This window comes from Silicimonas algicola (assembly GCF_003148765.1).
GTDB lineage: Bacteria > Pseudomonadota > Alphaproteobacteria > Rhodobacterales > Rhodobacteraceae > Silicimonas > Silicimonas algicola.
The window spans coordinates 462,702-481,908 of the sequence record NZ_QGGV01000002.1; the positions used below are offsets into that span (position 1 = coordinate 462,702).

At 65.5% G+C, this 19,207-nt stretch carries 16 protein-coding genes and 1 tRNA gene; 11 read left to right on the plus strand and 6 right to left on the minus strand.

What is annotated here, in order from left to right; all coding sequences use genetic code 11:
* Position 1: 1 nt before the first annotated feature.
* Positions 2-574 carry a hypothetical protein gene (locus C8D95_RS06630; protein WP_109758369.1) on the minus strand — a complete coding sequence of 191 codons (573 nt, stop codon included), beginning with the start codon at positions 572-574 and terminating at the stop codon, positions 2-4.
* Between the two features lie 63 nt (positions 575-637).
* A complete protein-coding gene (locus tag C8D95_RS06635) occupies positions 638-1,690 on the minus strand; it encodes a LacI family transcriptional regulator (protein WP_109758370.1) in 1,053 nt (350 codons plus the stop codon).
* 113 nt (positions 1,691-1,803) lie between these two features.
* Here C8D95_RS06635 and C8D95_RS06640 point away from each other — a divergent pair, with 113 nt between their 5' ends.
* From C8D95_RS06640 to speB, 9 genes are all read left to right on the plus strand, one after another.
* Entirely contained in the window at positions 1,804-3,033 is a 1,230-nt protein-coding gene (locus C8D95_RS06640; RefSeq protein WP_109758371.1) for an ABC transporter substrate-binding protein, read from the plus strand.
* Positions 3,034-3,186: 153 nt separating this feature from the next.
* Positions 3,187-4,014, plus strand: a complete 828-nt coding sequence (locus tag C8D95_RS06645) for a carbohydrate ABC transporter permease (RefSeq protein WP_206508511.1) — start codon at positions 3,187-3,189, stop codon at positions 4,012-4,014.
* Complete coding sequence (locus tag C8D95_RS06650; protein ID WP_164721673.1) at positions 4,007-4,948, plus strand: carbohydrate ABC transporter permease; 942 nt, start codon at positions 4,007-4,009, stop codon at positions 4,946-4,948. Before C8D95_RS06645 ends, C8D95_RS06650 begins: the two co-directional genes overlap by 8 nt.
* Positions 4,949-4,953: 5 nt before the next feature.
* On the plus strand, positions 4,954-6,039 hold the full coding sequence (locus C8D95_RS06655) for an ABC transporter ATP-binding protein (RefSeq protein WP_109758373.1): 1,086 nt from the start codon (positions 4,954-4,956) through the stop codon (positions 6,037-6,039).
* A gap of 26 nt (positions 6,040-6,065) precedes the next feature.
* Positions 6,066-6,821: a sugar phosphate isomerase/epimerase family protein gene (locus C8D95_RS06660; protein ID WP_109758374.1), complete on the plus strand. Its 756-nt coding sequence runs from the start codon at positions 6,066-6,068 to the stop codon at positions 6,819-6,821.
* A gap of 13 nt (positions 6,822-6,834) precedes the next feature.
* A complete protein-coding gene (locus C8D95_RS06665) occupies positions 6,835-7,950 on the plus strand; it encodes a Gfo/Idh/MocA family protein (protein ID WP_109758375.1) in 1,116 nt (371 codons plus the stop codon).
* A 46-nt stretch (positions 7,951-7,996) separates the two neighbouring features.
* Positions 7,997-9,592 (plus strand): glycoside hydrolase family 43 protein, encoded by a 1,596-nt coding sequence (locus tag C8D95_RS06670; protein WP_109758376.1) that lies wholly within the window; start codon positions 7,997-7,999, stop codon positions 9,590-9,592.
* Positions 9,589-10,413 carry a TolB family protein gene (locus C8D95_RS06675; protein ID WP_109758377.1) on the plus strand — a complete coding sequence of 275 codons (825 nt, stop codon included), beginning with the start codon at positions 9,589-9,591 and terminating at the stop codon, positions 10,411-10,413. Before C8D95_RS06670 ends, C8D95_RS06675 begins: the two co-directional genes overlap by 4 nt.
* Before the next feature lie 21 nt (positions 10,414-10,434).
* A complete protein-coding gene (gene speB, locus C8D95_RS06680; protein WP_109758378.1) occupies positions 10,435-11,382 on the plus strand; it encodes an agmatinase in 948 nt (315 codons plus the stop codon).
* A 55-nt stretch (positions 11,383-11,437) separates the two neighbouring features.
* Here speB and C8D95_RS06685 read toward each other — a convergent pair whose 3' ends face one another.
* Entirely contained in the window at positions 11,438-12,388 is a 951-nt protein-coding gene (locus C8D95_RS06685; protein WP_109758379.1) for a radical SAM protein, read from the minus strand.
* Positions 12,389-12,572: 184 nt separating this feature from the next.
* Here C8D95_RS06685 and zwf point away from each other — a divergent pair, with 184 nt between their 5' ends.
* Complete coding sequence (gene zwf / locus C8D95_RS06690; RefSeq protein WP_109758380.1) at positions 12,573-14,024, plus strand: glucose-6-phosphate dehydrogenase; 1,452 nt, start codon at positions 12,573-12,575, stop codon at positions 14,022-14,024.
* A 10-nt stretch (positions 14,025-14,034) separates the two neighbouring features.
* A complete protein-coding gene (gene pgi / locus C8D95_RS06695; protein WP_109758381.1) occupies positions 14,035-15,648 on the plus strand; it encodes a glucose-6-phosphate isomerase in 1,614 nt (537 codons plus the stop codon).
* A gap of 333 nt (positions 15,649-15,981) precedes the next feature.
* Here pgi and C8D95_RS06700 read toward each other — a convergent pair whose 3' ends face one another.
* The 3 genes from C8D95_RS06700 to C8D95_RS06710 all read right to left on the minus strand — a co-directional run bounded on the left by C8D95_RS06700 (position 15,982) and on the right by C8D95_RS06710 (position 19,174).
* Positions 15,982-16,572 carry a hypothetical protein gene (locus tag C8D95_RS06700; RefSeq protein WP_109758382.1) on the minus strand — a complete coding sequence of 197 codons (591 nt, stop codon included), beginning with the start codon at positions 16,570-16,572 and terminating at the stop codon, positions 15,982-15,984.
* A 450-nt stretch (positions 16,573-17,022) separates the two neighbouring features.
* Positions 17,023-17,096 (minus strand) — tRNA-Gly (locus C8D95_RS06705).
* A 41-nt stretch (positions 17,097-17,137) separates the two neighbouring features.
* Positions 17,138-19,174, minus strand: coding sequence for an ASKHA domain-containing protein (locus C8D95_RS06710; RefSeq protein WP_109758383.1), 2,037 nt, complete (start codon positions 19,172-19,174; stop codon positions 17,138-17,140).
* Positions 19,175-19,207: the final 33 nt, after the last annotated feature.

The window sequence follows — 19,207 nt, forward strand, 5'->3', positions numbered from 1 at the left end:
GTCAAAGGAGCGATTCCGCGTCGACGCCGACGGTCATCGCGCCAATCGGGGCCCCGGTGTCCGGATCGACGATCGTGATCGAGATCTGGCCCTGGTAGGTCTGGCTCGACTCGTCGAACTCGACGTCGCCGAAATGCACGGCGTCCGGACCAACGTCATGGGTCTTCTGGAACTTGTCCTCGTCACCCTGCCAATAGTCCGACGTCACCGCCGAGGACGCGACGTTCAGGCCGTGCGCGTCCATGATGAACGCCTCGGTGATGCGCCCGTTCGACTTCGACACCTGTTCGCGCAGGAAGTCGGCGGCGGAGTTGCCGAGGACCGGATCGATGGTCGGCGTCGCGCCGGTACCCACCTCGGCCCGCCAGGTCTGATCCAGCGCGTCGATCCGGGTCTGGTCATAGCCGCCGGTCGCGGCGTTCTGGTTGCGGATCGCGTCGATCAGGACCTGGTTCGACGCCCAGCTCTGGATGCCGTCTTCGAGAAATCCGCGCATCGCGGGTTCGAAATCGTTGGCAAGGGCGGGAATGGCCGTAAGCGCGAGAATCGCGCCGCTGAGTGCAAGTCTGTTCATGGTTGGCTACCCTGGTTGGACAATCACAGGGTTGCGTACTAACGATCCCGCCTTGCGAAACGCTTAACCGCCGAAGGTCATCGTCTCTTCCAGGGGATCGGGCCGGATCACTTTCTGAAGCGCGGGAAGGTCCGGCCGGTCGATGCGTTGCATCAGCGCGCGCGCCAGAAAGCTGCCCGTGCCGGCCACGTCCTCGTGAAAGACGAGGATTTCCTGGCGGAACACCTTCAGGAACGAGATCGCCTCCTTGGACGCGAGATCGATGTCCCGCCCGATGGTGCGGCCCGCGGCCTCGATCGACTGCGTGGCGGCGACGGCCGAGGGCGCCGACGCGGTCATCACGCAGTCCGTGTCGGGATGGAGCGCAAGGTCGGCGGCGACGGCCGCGGCGACGCGGTCCGTCGGGCTGTCGCTTGTGGCGCCCTCCAGAACGCGGGCGGTCATTCCGGCCGACGTCGCCGCTTCGGAGGCGCCTCGCGTCATGTGCTGGGAATAGCTTTGGTCGCCGGGCGGGGCGACGATCAGCATCCGTTTTCGGCCGCGGGCGGCAAAGGTTTCGGCGCAGAGGCGGCCGTAGGTCTCGTTGTCGAAATCGAAGTAGGGATCCTCGCCGCAATCCGCCGTGCGGCCATGCATGACGAAAGGAAACCGCCGTTCGCGGAGGAACTCGATCCGGGTGTCGCGGGGCTGGATGCGGTTCAGGATGACGCCGTCCGCCGAGCCGGTGCGGACGATGTATTCGACGGGCGTGAGAGGCGATTCGTCGGGGAAATAGGGCATCACCACGAGGTGGTAGGGGGTGCCGCGACACTCGCTGGCGACGGCGGTGATGAGCTTCGCGGTGTGGTTCATCACGTCGTGATCGGTCGACAGGACAAGCGCCAGCACGTTGGTCTTTCCGGTGCGCAGTCTGAGGCCGGCCCGGTTCGGGCGATACCCCAGCTCGAGGGCCAGCGCGCGTACACGCTCCTTGGTGCTCTGGCCGATGTCGGGTGCGTTGGAGAGAGCGCGTGACACCGTGGGCACCGCAACACCGGCAAGACGCGCGATGGTCTTGAGCGTCGGCCGCTCGCGCTCGCCCGGCATGAGAAGCGCCTTCTTGTCCGAATCCGTCATCGTCGCCTTCCTGCGCATCCCAGCTTGAAACGCCAGTTTTTTCCGCGCTTGATTTACCATTCTAAAACGATTTAACGTGACCGCAAACGATTTAGGAACAGGGAGGAAAATCCATGAAATCGTTGCGTACCCTTCTGTGTTGCACCGCACTCGTGGCGGGCGGCTCGGCCAATGCGACAGATCTCGAGGTCACCCACTGGTGGACGTCGGGCGGCGAAGCGGCTGCCGTGAGCGAGTTCGCCAAGGCCTTCGACGCCTCCGGCGACAAGTGGATCGACGGCGCCATCGCGGGCGGCGGCGGCACCGCGCGTCCGGTGATGGTCAGCCGAATCATCGGCGGCGACCCCATGGGCGCCTTCCAGTTCAACCACGGCCGCCAGGCCGAGGAACTGATCGAGGCGGGTCTTCTCAAGGACATGACCGCGGTGGCGGAAGCGGAGGGCTGGAAGGACATCGTCAATCCGCCGTCGCTTCTGGATGCCTGCACGCTCGACGGCAAGATCTATTGCGCCCCCGTCAACATCCACTCGTGGCAGTGGCTCTGGTTGTCAAACGCGGCCTTCGAGAAGGCCGGTGTCGCGGTTCCGACCAATTGGGACGAGTTCGTGGCCGCCGGTCCGGCGCTGCGCGAGGCGGGCATCCAGCCGCTGGCGCTCGGTGGGCAGCCCTGGCAGTCCTCGGGCATGTTCAACGTCCTTATGGCGACAGTCGCCGGTCCCGAAGTCCTTCAGACGATCTATGGCGAGGCGGATGCCGAGCTTGCTGCAGGCGACGAGATGAAGGCGGTCTTCTCCGCCGCGGCCGACGCGCGCGAGCTGGCCAAGGGCTCGAACGTCCAGGACTGGAACCAGGCCACCAACCTCGTCATCACCGATCAGGCCGGCGGCCAGATCATGGGTGACTGGGCGCAGGGCGAGTTCGCTGTCGCAGGCGAGGTCGCGGGAGAAGACTATACCTGCCTTCCGGGTCTCGGCGTGCGCGAGATCATCTCGACCGGCGGCGATGCCTTTTACTTCCCGGTCAACGACGACCCGGAAATCAGCGCGGCGCAGGACCGTCTGGCGGCGACGCTGCTGTCCCGCGAGACCCAGGTGAACTTCAACCTGAAGAAGGGCTCGCTTCCGATCCGCGGCGACATCGATCTCGCTGCGGCGAACGACTGCATGAAGAAGGGTCTCGAGATCCTGGCTGCGGGCAACACCATGCCCGACGTGAACCTCCTGAACACCGAGGACACGAACAACCAGCTCAACGACCTCTTCGTGCAGTTCTTCCAGGACGAGTCGATCACGCCCGAGGCCGCTCAGGAGCGCTTCGTCGAGATCGTGCGCAACAAGGACTGATCCGTCAGGGATAGTCCGACGGCGGGGCCGCAGACATGCGGTCCCGCCCAATCAAAAGAAGACGACCGAAGGGGAGGGGACCGCGTGGCATCGGAAGCCAAGAGGCCGATCGGCCTGTTCCGTAACCTGGCGGCCAAGATCGCCGCCATTCCGATGATCCTGACGGCGCTGGTGGTGTTCCTCGGCGGCACGCTCTGGACCGTCACCTATTCGTTCACCAACTCGAAGCTACTGCCGAGGGCCGATTTCGTCGGCTTCGACCAGTACGAGCGCCTCTGGGCGACGGAACGCTGGCAGGTGTCGATCGAGAACCTGATGATCTACGGGCTCTGCAGCCTGGTCTTCAGCTTCATCATCGGCTTCGTCCTCGCCGCACTCATGGACCAGAAGATCCGGTTCGAGAACACCTTCCGGACGATCATCCTCTATCCTTTCGCGCTGTCCTTCATCGTCACCGGCCTCGTCTGGCAGTGGCTTCTGAACCCCGACCTTGGCATCCAGAATGTGATCCGCAGCCTCGGGTTCACCAACTTCGACTTCAACCCGCTGTATAATCCCGACATCGTCATCTACGGCGTCCTGATCGCCGGGCTCTGGCAGGGAACTGGCCTGGTGATGGTCCTGATGCTTGCCGGGTTGAGGGGCATTGATGGGGACATCTGGAAGGCCGCTCGGGTCGACGGCATCCCGATGTGGAAGACCTATCTGTTCATCGTCATCCCGATGATGCGGCCCGTCTTCATCACCACGCTCGTCATCATCGCCAGCGGCATCGTCCGCCTCTACGACCTGATCGTGGCACAGACCTCCGGGGGTCCCGGCATCTCGTCCGAGGTCCCTGCGAAATACGTCTACGATTACATGTTCCAGGGACAGAACCTGGGGCAGGGCTTCGCGGCATCGACCATGATGCTTCTCGCCGTCGCCATCGTCATCATCCCGTGGGCGATGCTCGAATTCGGAGGGAAGAAGCGTGTCTGATCCCGGCATCCTCGCTGTCACGAAGGCCGGCACCGACCCGGTCCGCGCGCAACTCGACGGCCCGTCGGGCACGCGTCCGCGACGGCTGATCTCGCGTCGTAACATATTCCTCTACGGCACGCTCATCCTCGTGTCGCTCTACTACCTCCTGCCGCTCTACGTGATGATCGTGACCTCGCTGAAGGGTATGCCCGAGATCCGCATGGGCAACATCTTCGCGCCGCCCGTCGAGATCACCTTCGAGCCCTGGGTCAAGGCCTGGTCCGAGGCCTGTACCGGCCTCAACTGCGACGGCCTCAGCCGCGGTTTCTGGAATTCGGTGCGGATCACCGTGCCCTCGGTCATCCTGTCCATCGCCATCGCCTCGGTGAACGGTTACGCGCTGGCCAACTGGCGCTTCAAGGGGGCCGACATCTTCTTCACTATCCTGATCTTCGGGGCCTTCATCCCCTATCAGGTGATGCTCTACCCCATCGTGATCCTGCTGCGCGAGATGGGCCTCTACGGAACTCTCTGGGGCCTCGTGCTCGTCCACTCGGTCTTCGGAATGCCGATCCTGACGCTTCTCTTCCGCAACTACTTCACCTCGTTGCCCGAGGAGCTGTTCAAGGCGGCGCGCGTCGACGGGGCGGGATTCTGGGGCATCTACTTCCAGATCATGCTGCCGATGTCGCTGCCGATCTTCGTGGTGGCGATGATCCTGCAGGTCACCGGCATCTGGAACGACTTCCTGTTCGGCGTCGTCTACACCAAGCCCGAGTATTATCCGATGACGGTTCAGCTGAACAACATCGTCAACTCGGTGCAGGGCGTGAAGGAATACAACGTCAACATGGCCGCGACGATCCTGACCGGCCTTGTCCCACTCGTCATCTATTTCGTATCTGGCCGCCTCTTCGTCCGAGGCATCGCGGCCGGCGCCGTGAAAGGGTAGCAACCATGACCGACGCCAACCGGAAGTCCGTCGAGATCAAGAATCTGGACCTCAACTTCGGCGCCGTGAAGGTGCTGCGGAACCTGAACCTCGACGTCTACGAGGGCGAATTCCTCGTGCTGCTCGGCTCCTCCGGCTGCGGCAAGTCCACGCTTCTGAACTGCATCGCCGGGCTCCTCGAGATCACGGAAGGCCAGATATGGATCAAGGGCACGAACGTGACCTGGGCCGAGCCCTCTGCTCGCGGGATCGGCATGGTGTTCCAGTCCTACGCGCTTTACCCGCAGATGACGGTCGAGGGGAACATGAGCTTCGGCCTGAAGAACGCGCGGGTGCCGAAGCCGCAGATCAAGGAACGCGTGGCCCGCGCGGCGGAAGTCCTTCAGATCGAACCCCTCCTGAAGCGCAAGCCCTCGGCCTTGTCGGGCGGCCAACGCCAGCGGGTCGCCATCGGGCGGGCGCTGGTGCGCGACGTCGACGTCTTCCTTTTCGACGAGCCGTTGTCGAACCTCGACGCGAAACTTCGCGCGGACCTCAGGGTGGAGCTGAAGCAGCTTCACCACCGGCTGAAGAACACGATGATCTACGTCACGCACGATCAGGTCGAGGCGATGACGCTCGCCAGCCGCATCGCGATCATGAAGGACGGCATGATCCAGCAGCTGGCCTCGCCCGAGGAGATCTATTCCCGGCCCGCGAACCTCTATGTCGCCGACTTCATCGGCTCTCCGGCAATGAACCTCGTCAAGGGCACCGTTTCGGGCAACCGCTTCACCTCGGGCGCGCTTTCAATCCCGCTCGACGGCTACGACTTCACTCGCCCCGCAAAGGGCGAGGCATGGTTCGGCATCCGGCCCGAGCATATTCTCGTCGGCGATGACGCAAGGACCGGCGACGCCGTTCTCGACCTCGAGGCCGAGGTGGTCGAACCGCTTGGTTCGGACACTCTGATCCTCACCTCCCTCAACGGGGGGCGCTTCTGGCTGCGCACCGACGGGCAGACGCGGATTCGCAGTGGCGACCACATCACCGTCGGGCTACGCACGGCCGACGCCTCGCTCTTCGATACGGGCGATGAAGCCCGGCTTTGACACACCCACCCAAGGACTCCGATCCCGTGACCCAGTATTCCTACCAGCTCTACTCGTCCCGCAATTTCGGACCCATGTCCGATACCCTCGCGATGATCGCGAACCTCGGATATGCGCGCGTCGAGGGCTACGGCGCGCTCTATGCGAACCTCAAGAACCTCGACGGCCTGAAAGCGGACCTCGAGAAGAACAACCTGCACATGAAGAGCGGGCACTTCAGCCTCGACATGGTCGCAACCGACCCGAAGACGGTCCTGGACATCGCGCGCACGCTGAAGATCACCGACATTTATGTCCCGCACCTGGCCGAGCCCGACCGTCCGACCAACGCCGACGGCTGGCGCGCCTTCGGGCGTCGGCTGGCCGACGCCGGCAAGCCGATCGTGGATGCCGGCCACTGCTTCGGCTGGCACAACCACGCTTTCGAATTCACCGCCCTCGACGACGGCAGCTTTCCGATCGAAGCGATCCTCGACGGCGGGCCGGACCTGTCGTTCGAATTCGACGTGGCCTGGGCCGTGCGCGGCGACCAGGACCCGCTTCCCTGGATCCAGCGCTATGCCGACCGGATCTCCGCCGCCCACGTCAAGGACATCGCACCCAAGGGCGAGAATGCCGACGAGGATGGCTGGGCCGATGTCGGCACGGGGACGATGGACTGGCGGGGGATCATGCTGGCCCTTCAGAACATCGGCGTCGACCTCTTCGTTGCCGAGCACGACAACCCCTCGGACGACGCCCGCTTCGCGCGGCGCTCGCTCGACTTCCTGAAATCCCTCTGAGGAGAACAGACCCATGACCCTGGGCGTCGGCATCATCGGATGCGGCAACATCTCGGCGGCCTACCTGCGCCTCGCCCCCCTGTTCCGGGGGATCGAGGTGCGCGCGGTGGCCGATCTCAGCGCGGCGGCGGCAGAGGCACGCGCGACGGAATTCGGCGTCAGGGCCGAGACCGTCGAGGGCCTCCTGGCGGCGAAGGACATCGACATCGTCGTCAACCTGACCATTCCGGCGGCGCACTTCGCCGTCTCGAAGGCGATCCTCGAGGCGGGCAAGCACGTCTATTCCGAAAAGCCCTTCGTCCTGTCGCTGGAAGAAGGCGCGGACCTGAAGCACATCGCGGACACCAACGGTCTGCGCATCGGCTCGGCGCCCGATACCTTCCTTGGCGGCGCGCACCAGCAGGCCCGCGCCCTGATCGACGACGGCACCGTGGGGCAGGTCACAAGCGGCACGGCCTTCGTCATGTCGCACGGGATGGAGCACTGGCATCCCAACCCCGACTTCTTCTTCCTGCCGGGCGCCGGTCCGGTTCTCGACATCGGGCCCTACTACGTCACGAACCTGATCCAGCTTCTGGGGCCCGTGAAACGTGTCGTGGCGCTGACCTCGACGCCGTCGAAGACCCGCACGATCTCCTCCGATCCGAGGAAGGGCGAGACGATCCCGGTCGAGACGCCGACCACGATCCACGCGCTTCTCGACTTCGCCAGCGGCGCGGTCATCACGATGGCGACGAGCTGGGACGTCTGGGGACATGGGCACAAGCCGATGGAGCTTTACGGCACGGAGGCCTCGCTCGACGTCCCCGATCCGAACTTCTTCGGCGGTGACCTGATCCTGACCGAGGGCCGCGCGCCCGCGCGCAAGGTCGAGCCTTGGGATCACCCTTTCGGGAAGGCGAACCAGGACGTCCGCGCCAACTATCGCACCGCGGGACTCGCCGACATGGCCATCGCCATCGCCGAGCATCGGCCGCACCGCTGCTCGATGGAGCTTGCGCTGCACGCGGTCGAAGTCATGACGGGCATCCTCAAATCGGGCGAGACTGGCAGCTTCGTCAAGATGACGACGACCTGTTCGCGTCCGGCCGCGCTGGACCCGGCCGCCGCGCGCGACCTGCTTGCGTGACGGCAAGGCGGGCGGCGCAAGCCGCCCGCGCCACGGAGGCCCAGCCATGATCCGCAACCCGATCCTCCCCGGCTTCCACGCGGATCCTTCGATCTGCCGCGTCGGCGATACCTTCTACATCGCCACCTCGACCTTCGAGTGGTATCCCGGCGTCCGCATCCACCGCTCGACCGACCTGGCCAACTGGGAGTTTGCGGCCGCCCCACTGGACCGTGCGGCGCTTCTCGACATGCGCGGCAATCCGGACTCGGGGGGCATCTGGGCGCCTTGCCTGTCCCATGCCGACGGGCTGTTCTGGCTGGTCTACACCGACGTCAAGCGGCTTGATGGGGCGTTCAAGGACGCGCACAACTATATCACCTGCGCCGAACGGATCGAAGGACCGTGGCGCGACCCGTGGTATGTCAATTCCTCGGGCTTCGACCCGTCGCTGTTCCATGACGAGGACGGGCGCAAGTGGTTCGTCAACATGCGCTGGAACCACCGCGGCAAGGGCACGGGCGGGAACCCGAAGCACGCCAGCTTCGACGGCATCCTCCTGCAGGAATGGTCGCCGAGCCAGGGGCTTACGGGCGAATGTTCTAGTATATATGACGGCACCGACCGCGGTTTGACCGAAGCGCCACACCTGTTCAGGCGAAACGGATGGTACTATTTGACGACGGCCGAGGGCGGTACGGGCTATGGCCACGCGGTGACGATGGCACGCTCGCGCGACATCCGCGGACCCTACGAGACGCATCCGGACAAGTTCCTCCTCTCAGCCGCCGACGCTCCGGACCACCCGATCCAGCGGACCGGACACGGGCAGTACGTCGAGGGTCCGGACGGTACGCTCTGGCACACCTTCCTGATGGGGCGTCCGATCGCGGGACCGGACGGGCAGGGGCGGTTCTGCCCCCTCGGCCGCGAGACGGGCATCGAGAAGGTGGTCTGGGGCGACGACGACTGGCTTTATCTCGAAGGCGGCGGCCTCCTTGTCCGCGAGGAGGTGCCACATGACGCCGACAGCCCGCTGCCGCAGCCATCGGCCTATGACTTCGCCGAGGGTCTCCATCACGACTTCCAGTGGCTGCGCCATCCGCATCCCGACAGGCTGTTCCGGACGGGGCTGGACGGCCTGACCCTGATCGGGCGCGAGAGCATCGGAAGCTGGTTCGAACAATCCCTCGTCGCCCGCCGGCAGCAGCACCTGGCCTATCGGGCCGAGACGACGCTCGACGTGATGCCCGGCGACTACCAACACGCCGCCGGGCTGACGACATATTACAACCGGCACAAGTTCCACGCTCTTCTCGTCACCCACGAGCCGGGGATGGGCCGCGTCCTGACGATTCAGAGCTGCCCCGGCAACTGGCCCGACTGCGCGCTCGAGCATCCGCTCGACGCTCCCGTCCCCCTGGCCGAGGGCCCGGTGGACCTGGCCGTCGAGGTCGATCACGCGACCCAGCAGTTCTACTGGCGGCAAGGCGGCGACTGGCAGGCCATAGGCCCCGTCCTGAACGCCGCCGTCATCTCGGACGAGGGCGGACGGGGCGAGCACGCGTCCTTCACTGGGGCCTTCGTTGGCCTTGTCGCCTACGACACCTCGGGTCAGGCGCGCGAGGCGAGGTTCGACCGATTCTCGTATGTGCCCGCATGACCTCGTTGGTTCGCATCTACGACCTGGCGACGGACGCGACGGAGACCGTCTTCGAGACCGACCGTTTGATCGAGGCGCCAAACTGGACGCCGGACGGGACGGCGCTGATCGTCAACGGTGACGGCCTCCTGTTTCGACTCCCGCTCGACGCGCCCCGGCTCGACCGGATCGATACGGGAGACCTGAGCCAGCTCAACAACGACCACGGGCTGTCGCCGGACGGCACGCGCCTCGCCATCAGCGACAAGACGCGGAACGGCATGAGCGAGATCTACACGCTTTCCGTCTCGGGCGGATCGCCCGAAGCGCTCGGCGCGCCACTGCCGGCCTATTGGCACGGATGGTCGCCCGACGGTGCAGCGCTGGCCTATGCCGGTCGGCGGGACGGCATCTTTCAGATCTGCACCATGCCTGCGTCGGGTGGTGACGAGACAATTGTCACCGGCGGCTTCGACCATTGCGACGGCCCGGACTACACGCCGGACGGCCGCTGGATCTGGTTCAACGGCGAGAAAGACGGCTCGGTCGACCTCTGGCGCATCCCGGTCTCGGGCGGCGCGCCCGAAAGAATGACCGACGACGAGCGCGTGAACTGGTTCCCGCATCCCTCGCCCGACGGCGCGCATGTGCTTTACGTCGCCTTCGAAGCGGGGACCGAAGGTCATCCGCGGGACCGCGACGTGGAGCTTCGCCTGATACCGGCGGAGGGCGGCGCGCCCCGGACACTTCTGTCGCTCTTCGGCGGGCAAGGGACGATCAACGTGCCCTGCTGGTCGCCGGACGCCCGCCGCTTCGCCTTCGTGAGCTATGCAAGGCCGTGACGACGCGCTAGCGTTCGGGCCATGAGCGACCCCTTCTTCCAGCCCGTATCGGGCTTCGTGCTGCCGCGCTATGCGGGCGTGCCGACCTTCATGCGGCTTCCGCTGGTGACGCCCGACCACCCAAGATTTTCGGAGGTCGAGATCGGGCTGGTCGGCGCGCCCTGGGACGCAGGCACCACGAACCGTCCGGGTCCTCGCCACGGGCCGCGCCAGATGCGCGACGCCTCGACGATGATCCGGGCCGAGCATCCCGTGTCGGGCACCCGGCCCTTCGAACGCGCGAATTGCGCCGACGTCGGCGACATCGGCCCGAACCCTGCCAGCATGCCGGACACGTTGGAGCGGTTCACGTCCTTCTACAAGACATTGAAATCGCAAGGGATACGCCCGCTGACCATCGGCGGAGATCACCTCTGCTCGCTGCCTATCCTGCGCGGGATCGCGGCGGACGAGCCTCTGGGCATGATCCACTTCGACAGCCACACCGACCTCTACCACAGCTACTTCGGCGGCGAGATGTACACCCACGGCACGCCCTTCCGCCGGGCGGTCGAGGAGGGGCTTCTGGACCCGAAGCGCGTCATCCAGATCGGCATTCGCGGATCCATGTATGGCCGGGAGGATCTGGATTTCGCCAAAAGCGTCGGCATTCGCATCGTCCGGATCGAGGAATTCTTCGCCCGCGGTGTGGCTGACGTCATGGCCGAAGCTGTCGAGGTCGTGGGCGACCGTCCCTGCTATGTCAGCTACGACATCGACTTCGTCGACCCCGCCTTCGCGCCGGGGACGGGAACGCCGGAAGTCGGCGGACCGACGAGTTTTCAGGCGCTGGAGGTGTGCCGCCATCTGGCCGGCCTCGACATTCGGGGCGCCGACCTCGTCGAGGTGTCGCCGCCTTTCGATCCTTCTGGCGCCACGGCCTATCTGGGCGCGAACATCCTCTTCGAACTCCTCTGCGCCATGGTGTGACGGCGAGGGGCGCTGCCCCTCGCGCTCCCCGAAGTATTTGAAGGTCGATGGAGGATCAGGCCGAGCAGCTTGCCCCGCCGAGGACGCAGAACTTGGCACAGTGCGGATGGTTGAGCCGCACCGGACGCTCGGCCTCGGCCAGCGTCCGTCCCAACTCGAAATCGCGTTCGTACGGCAGGAGAGTGCAGGATACGACGGTCGGCGTCGCGGCTCCCTTGCGCTTGACCACCATCCGAGACGAGGCGCACATGACGCTGTCGGGCGACTTGTGAAGGATGCCCCAGCACGCTGTGGTGATCTCGGGGACGTCGACGGTTTCGTCCATCTCGGGGAAGAGAACCGTCCGGCCCGGGTTCAGGGCGTCGATGGCGAACCCTTCGGCGCGATAGAGCGCGTCATAGCCCGCGCGCGCCTCGGCCTCGCTTTCGCCCCAGACGGTGCGGCCCGCGACGGTCATGGCGATGCCTTCGTCCCGCAGCCAGCGCATCCCTTCGAGCGATCGCTCGAAGCTGCCCGTGCCCCGTTCCGCGTCGTGATGCCGCGCCGACCAGTGGTCGAGCGACACCCTCAGCGTCAGGCGGCCGGGGAAGCGGGTATGCAGATCCACAAGCCCGTCGCGCAAGCGCCGCCGCATCATGGGCTGCATGGCGTTCGTCAGGATCAGGACCTCGTAGCCCGCAAGAAGGGATGCCTCGGTCATCCCGATGATCTCGGGGTTCATGAAGGGCTCGCCGCCGGTGAAGCCGATCTCCCTCAGCGACCAGCCACGCGACCGGGCCTGGGCGAGATAGTCCTCGACCTCGGCACGGGTCATGTACACCAGCGCGTCGTTCGTGGGAGAGCTTTCGATGTAGCAGGACAGGCACTCGATGTTGCAGAGGGTGCCGGTGTTGAACCAGAGCGTGTCCGGATTGGTCAGGGCTACCTCGGCGCGCGTTTCGCCCCTGGCTGTCCGAAGGGGATCGGAAAACTTCTGCAGTCCCTCGGGGCCGTTGACGTCCTTCATTCGGTTCAGTCCTCCTTCACTTGCAATTGCCTAGAATGCCGCGACTTTGTCCGAAAGAAAAAGAGTGCGGACGCCACGAAGATGTGATGACCATGGGCCCGGCTGGACTTCGGGACCGCGACGCGCTATCCGCGCGGGCAAATGGCTTGTTAGCGGTAACACCATGAGCGGAGAGGAATAGGCGATGGTCTCGCGCGTCATCCCCGTCGAGGATTTCGACCTCGTCATCTTCGGCGGCACCGGCGATCTTGCCCGCCGCAAGATTCTGCCCGCCCTGTTCCGGCGTTTCCAGGCCGGCCAGATGACGCCCGAGAGCCGCATCGTCGGCGCGGCGCGGTCCGAGATGGACAGCGCGGGCTATCGCAAGGACGTGCGCGCGGCGCTGGAGGAGTTTCTCGACAAGGACCGCCCAAAAGCCGAGATCGACGATTTCCTCGAGCGCATCGACTATGTCGCGGTCGACGCGACAGGCGACGGCGGATGGGACGAGCTGTCGAAGCTCTTGCGCAAGGGCGTCACGCGCGCCTTCTATTTCTCGGTCGCGCCCTCGCTGTTCGGCGCCCTGGCCGAGCGTCTGCACCAGCACGGCTGCGCGGGTCCGAAATGCCGGATCGTGGTCGAGAAGCCCTTCGGCCGCGACCTTCACAGCGCGCGGGAACTGAACAAGACGCTGAGAGATCATTTCTCGGAGAACCAGATTTATCGCATCGATCACTACCTGGGCAAGGAAACGGTCCAGAACCTGATGGCCGTGCGCTTCGGCAACGTGCTGTTCGAGCCGCTGTGGAATGCCCATTACGTCGATCACGTTCAGATCACCGTGGCCGAAAGCGTGGGCGTCGACGGGCGCGGAGCCTATTACGACAAGTCGGGCGCCATGCGGGACATGGTGCAGAACCACCTGATGCAACTTCTGTGCCTGACCGCAATGGAGCCGCCGGCGCGGTTCAGCCCGGATGCCGTGCGCGACGAGAAGCTCAAGGTGATCCGCGCGCTCGAGGCCGTGCCGCCCGCCGACATCGTGCGGGGTCAGTACGTTTCGAAGTCGAAGGGCGAAAGCTACCTCGACCAGGTCGAGGATCCGGGCAGCCGCACGGAAAGTTTCGTCGCGATGAAGCTCCAGGTCTCGAACTGGAGGTGGGCGGGCACGCCCTTCTACCTGCGCACCGGCAAGCGCCTGAAGGCGCGGCACACCGAGATCGCGGTCATCTTCAAGGACGCGCCGCATTCGATCTTCGGCCAGTCGCTCGGCCGTCACCGGAACGTGCTGGCGATCCGGCTGCAGCCGAACGAGGGCATGGACCTGTTCGTCACGATCAAGGAACCGGGACCGGGCGGCATGCGTCTGGTCGACGTGCCGCTCGACATGACCTTCGCCGATGCGCTCGGCCCCGATGCGGCGGACGTGCCCGATGCCTATGAGCGGCTTATCATGGACGTGATCCGGGGCGACCAGACGCTGTTCATGCGCGGCGACGAGGTCGAGGCGGCCTGGGCATGGACAGATCCGATCATCGAGGGGTGGGAAGACACGGGCGACCGTCCCAAGACCTACGAGGTCGACTCGACCGGTCCCGAAGAAGCCGCAATGCTGTTGCACCGCGAAGGCCGCCGCTGGCGCGAAATCGCGAACTGAGGAGACGGGCATGGACTGGACACGCCTGACGAAAGCCGCAGAAGAGGCCGCGCGGACGCCGATCCTCGACCGCTTCGACCGGCCCGACCGCGCTCGCACCTTCTCGGTTACCGCTGGCGATCTGCTGTTCGACTATTCGAAGACCGCCATGGACGACGCCGGCCGCGCGATTCTCGTCAAGATGTACGACGAGGCCGGCGTGGCGGCGCGGCGCGAGGCGATGTTCACGGGAGCGAAGATCAACGAGACCGAGGGCAGGGCGGTCCTGCACACAGCTCTTCGCGCGCAGCACGGCGCCGAGGTCATGGTCGACGGACAGGACGTCACCAAGGGCGTGCGAGACACGCTCGGCCGGATGGACGTCTTCGCCGAGGAGGTGCGCTCGGGCGCCCTGACCGCACCGGGCGGCGCGCGCTTCACCGACGTGGTCAACATCGGCATCGGCGGATCGGACCTGGGGCCCGCGATGGCGACGCTGGCGCTGGCGCCCTATCACGACGGACCCCGCATCCACTACGTCTCGAACGTGGACGGCGCGCACATCAACGACACGCTTGTGGCGCTCGACCCCGCCTCGACGCTTGTGATCGTCGCTTCGAAGACCTTCACCACCATCGAGACGATGACCAACGCCGAAACCGCGCGCCGCTGGATCGCGAACGGCGTGGGCGACGCGGATGTTGGCGGCCACTTCGCGGCGCTGTCGTCGGCGCTGGAGAAGACGGCGGCCTTCGGGATCGACGCCGAGCGTGTCTTCGGCTTCGAAGACTGGGTCGGCGGGCGCTATTCGATATGGGGTCCGATCGGGCTCGCCCTCGAGATCGCCGTGGGACGCGACGCTTTCCACGCCTTCCTGTCGGGAGGCGAGGCGATGGACCGGCACTTCCGCGCGGCTTCCCCGCTCGAGAACATGCCGGTCATGCTCGCGCTGACGGGTCTCTGGCACAACCAGGGCCTGGGATATGCCACGCGGGCTGTCCTGCCATATGAGCAGCGGCTGGTGCGGCTTCCGGCCTATCTCCAGCAGCTCGAGATGGAATCGAACGGCAAGGGCGTCTCGATGGATGGCGAAAGCCTGACCGTCGCGTCGGGGCCGGTCGTCTGGGGCGAGCCCGGCACCAACGGGCAGCATGCGTTCTATCAGCTCATCCACCAGGGCACGCGGGTGGTCCCCTGCGAGTTCATGGTCGGGGCCGAGGGTCACGAGCCCGAGCTTGCCCACCAGCATGTGCTTCTGATCGCCAATTGCCTCGCGCAGTCCGAGGCGCTGATGCGCGGGCGAACGCTGGACGAGGCGAGGGCGATGTTGGAGGGGAAGTTCGAGGACGACGAGCTGGAGCGGCAGGCCCGCCACCGCGTCTTTCCCGGCAACCGGCCATCCACGACGCTTGTCTATCCCAAGCTGACGCCCTTCGTGCTGGGCCAGTTGATCGCGCTATACGAGCATCGGGTGTTCGTCGAGGGCGCGATGCTGGGGATCAATTCGTTCGATCAGTGGGGCGTCGAGTTGGGCAAGGAACTGGCGAAGGCGCTGGAGCCCGTCGTGTCGGGCAAGGAGGGCGCCGAAGGCAAGGACGGCTCGACCGCTCAACTTGTGGGGTACGTTCGCCGTTACGCGGGATGATTTATCGCCAGGCGGCGATACAGCAGGCCGCAGCCAACATTCCGATCTGTCCGCCGCCGGCATAGCCCAGGAACGTCATGGTGGCAGAAGCGCCCGCGATGGCCAAATAGAGCGCGGAACCCGTCGCGAAAAGAAACCCGCTTCCGAGAATGAATGTGACTGGGCGACCGTTGCTCATTTCGACACCATTTCCAGTTAGGTCGTGAGGGCCTCTCGGCCGAAGCTGTTGTGTCCCGCCCGACGCGGTGTGAGGGCGCGTCGGGCGGGATGGTTCGGCCCAGGGGTAAAGGACCGAACCGGGGGGCACCTCTCAGGCCTGCCGGGCCAGGGAGGTCAGTAGGTCGCGCGGTTGATGAAGGTCGAACTCTTCATGCCGAGGCGGATGGCGCCATCGCCGCCGCCGCACCGCGAGGTCTTCAGCCAGACCTGCGAGTAGTCGAGGTCGAGACCAGGGTTGGTCTTGACGCCCAGCATCGGGCAGGCCTTGCCGCTTGGCTTGATGTCGTTCACGCGGCCAAGCAGAATGCCGTCCGAGGACACCACGGGCCTTCCCAGGAAGGCTTTCACCATGACCAGCGGCAGGCCGTTGCCAAGCCCGTCGGGGTTGCCGTTCGGCTGGCTTCCGGGGGTGTTGGAGGGCCCGTTGGTGCCGGTCCCGGGGTTGGTTCCGGGGTTCGTCCCACCGCCCGAGCCGCCGCCGTAGCTGCCGCCCCCAAGCCCGACAGAGGCATCGACGCCCAGTCCCGAGGTCGAACCGCCGCTGCCGACGCTGGCGTCGACGTCGGCGAGGCTGCCGTGTCCGACCGAGGCCGAGACGTTGGCGTCGATGCCGCCGACGCTGGCTCCCACGCTCACGTCAAGCGCGTGAAGCGGCATCGTCAGGCAGAGTGCGGCGATACAGGCCGTTGAGAAAATCCTTTTCATGCGAGTCACCTTTCCAGAGTGCATAAGTGGGGTTGCGGTCCCGTTCGTCTTTTCTCCCGGCATCGGCGTGGAAATTATCCAACCGCTGCCTTCCAATCACAATGGACCGGAATTGCGGTCAAAAGCGGTCCGTAACATTTGAAAGATGATTGGCAATTGCAATTGGTTCGAGGCTTTGACCAATTTCCGCTTGTTGGCGCAGTCAATCACATTGTCTGGAAATCGAAGGAAAAAGCGGCCCCTGTCTCGTAACAGCGACGGCGGACTCGCATTACCTGAGGTAGCGGCGGCGGCAGCCGATACTCACATTCGAGCAGTAGAATTCACAAGTGGGTGAACACAAAAAACGTCGGGCGAAGCCACTGTTTCCGAACCGTAATTGTGTTCACGGGACTGTGTCTGGAATGGGGCGCCAGCAACCGAATGAAACCTGAAGTTGATTCGTGAGGCTGGAGCGGGTGAAGGGAATCGAACCCTCGTCTTAAGCTTGGGAAGCTCCTGCTCTACCATTGAGCTACACCCGCGACGGACCTGACCTAAGCCAAGCTCAGAAGCCGGTCAAGTCTCAGCCGCGCCGCCTGCGCCTGCGGCCGCCCTCTCCGTCACCGCCGGTATTGAAGGACACGTCCGGGAGGGTGACGATGGCCTCGAGGTTCGGGAATGCGTCGACCGCGTTCGGGATCGCCGAGGCATTGACGAAATGCTCCTGGAAGCGCGGTTCGATGGCCGTCTCGATCTTGCGGATATCGCGCACCGTCGCTTCGATCTCGGCCCGCGCCTCGCGGTTCAGAAGCGCGATCCGCGCCCCGGTCCCGGCCGCGTTTCCGGCCGACGACACCTTGTCGAGCGGGCAATCCGGGATCATTCCGAGGATCATCGCGTGCTTGGGCGATATGTGGGCGCCGAAGGCACCGGCCAGGACGATGCGATCCACGGTATCGACACCGCGCTTGTCCATCAGCAGACGCGCGCCGGAATAGAGCGCGGCCTTCGCCATCTGGATCTCGCGGATGTCCTTGTTGGTCACCACGATCTCGCGCCCGAGATCGTCGGCGTCGCGCACGCGGTAGCTGTGGGTGCGCCCGTCCGGGAAGCAGCGGTCCGTCCCCGTCTGCTCGGCCGATCCGATCAGGCCCGACGCGTCTAGAATGCCCGCCATGCGCATCTCGGCCACCATCTCGATGATGCCCGAGCCGCAGATGCCGGTGACGCCCGTCGTGGCGATGGCCAGGTCGAAACCATCCTCGTTCGACCAGAGGTCCGAGCCGATCACCTTGTAGCGCGGCTCTTTCGTGGCGGGGTCGATCTCGACGCGTTCGATCGCTCCCGGCGCGGCGCGCTGGCCCGACGAGATCTGCGCGCCCTCGAAGGCGGGTCCCGTGGGCGACGAACAGGCCATCACGCCGCCCGCCGCGTCGCCGAGCTGGATCTCGGCGTTCGTGCCGACGTCGACGACAAGGACGAGGTCGCGGGACTTCTCCGGCGCCTCGGACAGCGTGACGGCGGCGGCGTCCGCGCCCACATGGCCCGCGATGCAAGGCAGAAGATAGACCGACGCCTCGGGGTGAAGGTCGAGCGACACCTCGGGCGCGCGCAGCGTCATCGCCGCCGAGGTGGCAAGCGCGAAGGGGGCCTGACCCAGCTCGTAGGGGTCGATGCCCAGAAAGAGGTGGTGCATGACCGGGTTGCAGACGAGGACCGCGTCGAGGATGTCGCGCGGCACGGCTCCGACCTCTGCGGTGAGTTCGGCAATCAGGCGATTCATGCCCTCGCGCACCGCGCGCGTCATCTCGTCCGCGCCGCCTGCGTTCATCATCGAATAGCTGACCCGGCTCATCAGGTCCTCGCCGAAGCGGATCTGCGGGTTCATGATGCCGGAGGAGGCGACGACCGCCCCGCTCGCGAGGTCGCAGAGGTGACCCGCGATGGTGGTCGAGCCAAGGTCGACGGCCAGTCCCAGAAGCGGGCCGTCATGGAAGCCCGGCCAGACCTTCAGGATGCGGGGTGCCGCACCTTCGGACGACTGGAAGACCGCGCAGGTCACTTTCCACTCGCCTTTGCGCAGGATCGGCTGGAGACCGTGCATGACCGTCAGTCCCGCCGTAGCGCCCGGCAGCGACCACTGCTCGGCCAGCGCCGCCGCCAGCCGCTCGAGGTCGCCCGAGGGCTCGTGCATGTCGGGTTCCTCGACCTCGACGTAGTACAGCCGGACCGCCGGGCTCATGACGATCTCGCGGGCTTCGGCGCGCTTGCGGACAACCTGCTTGTGGACCTGGCTTTCGGGCGGCACGTCCAGCACGACATCGGACTGCACCCGCGCCTGGCAGCCAAGCCGGCGCCCTTCGGGCAGCCCGCGCTTTTCGTCATAGCGCGCCTCGACGGCGTTCCAGGGCGACAGCGCGTCTTCGGCCACGGTGACGTTGTGCTTGGGAAAGCTGCCCGTGCCCGGACTCACCTGGCACTTGGAGCAGATGCCGCGCCCGCCGCAGACAGAATCGAGATCGACGCCCAGCTTGCGCGCGGCCTCGAGCACGGTCGTGCCGACCGGGACGCGCCCGCGCTTGCCCGAGGGCGTGAAGATGACCAGTGCCGTCTCGTCCATGAATGCCCGCTCCTTCGGGGCGTCACCCTAGCG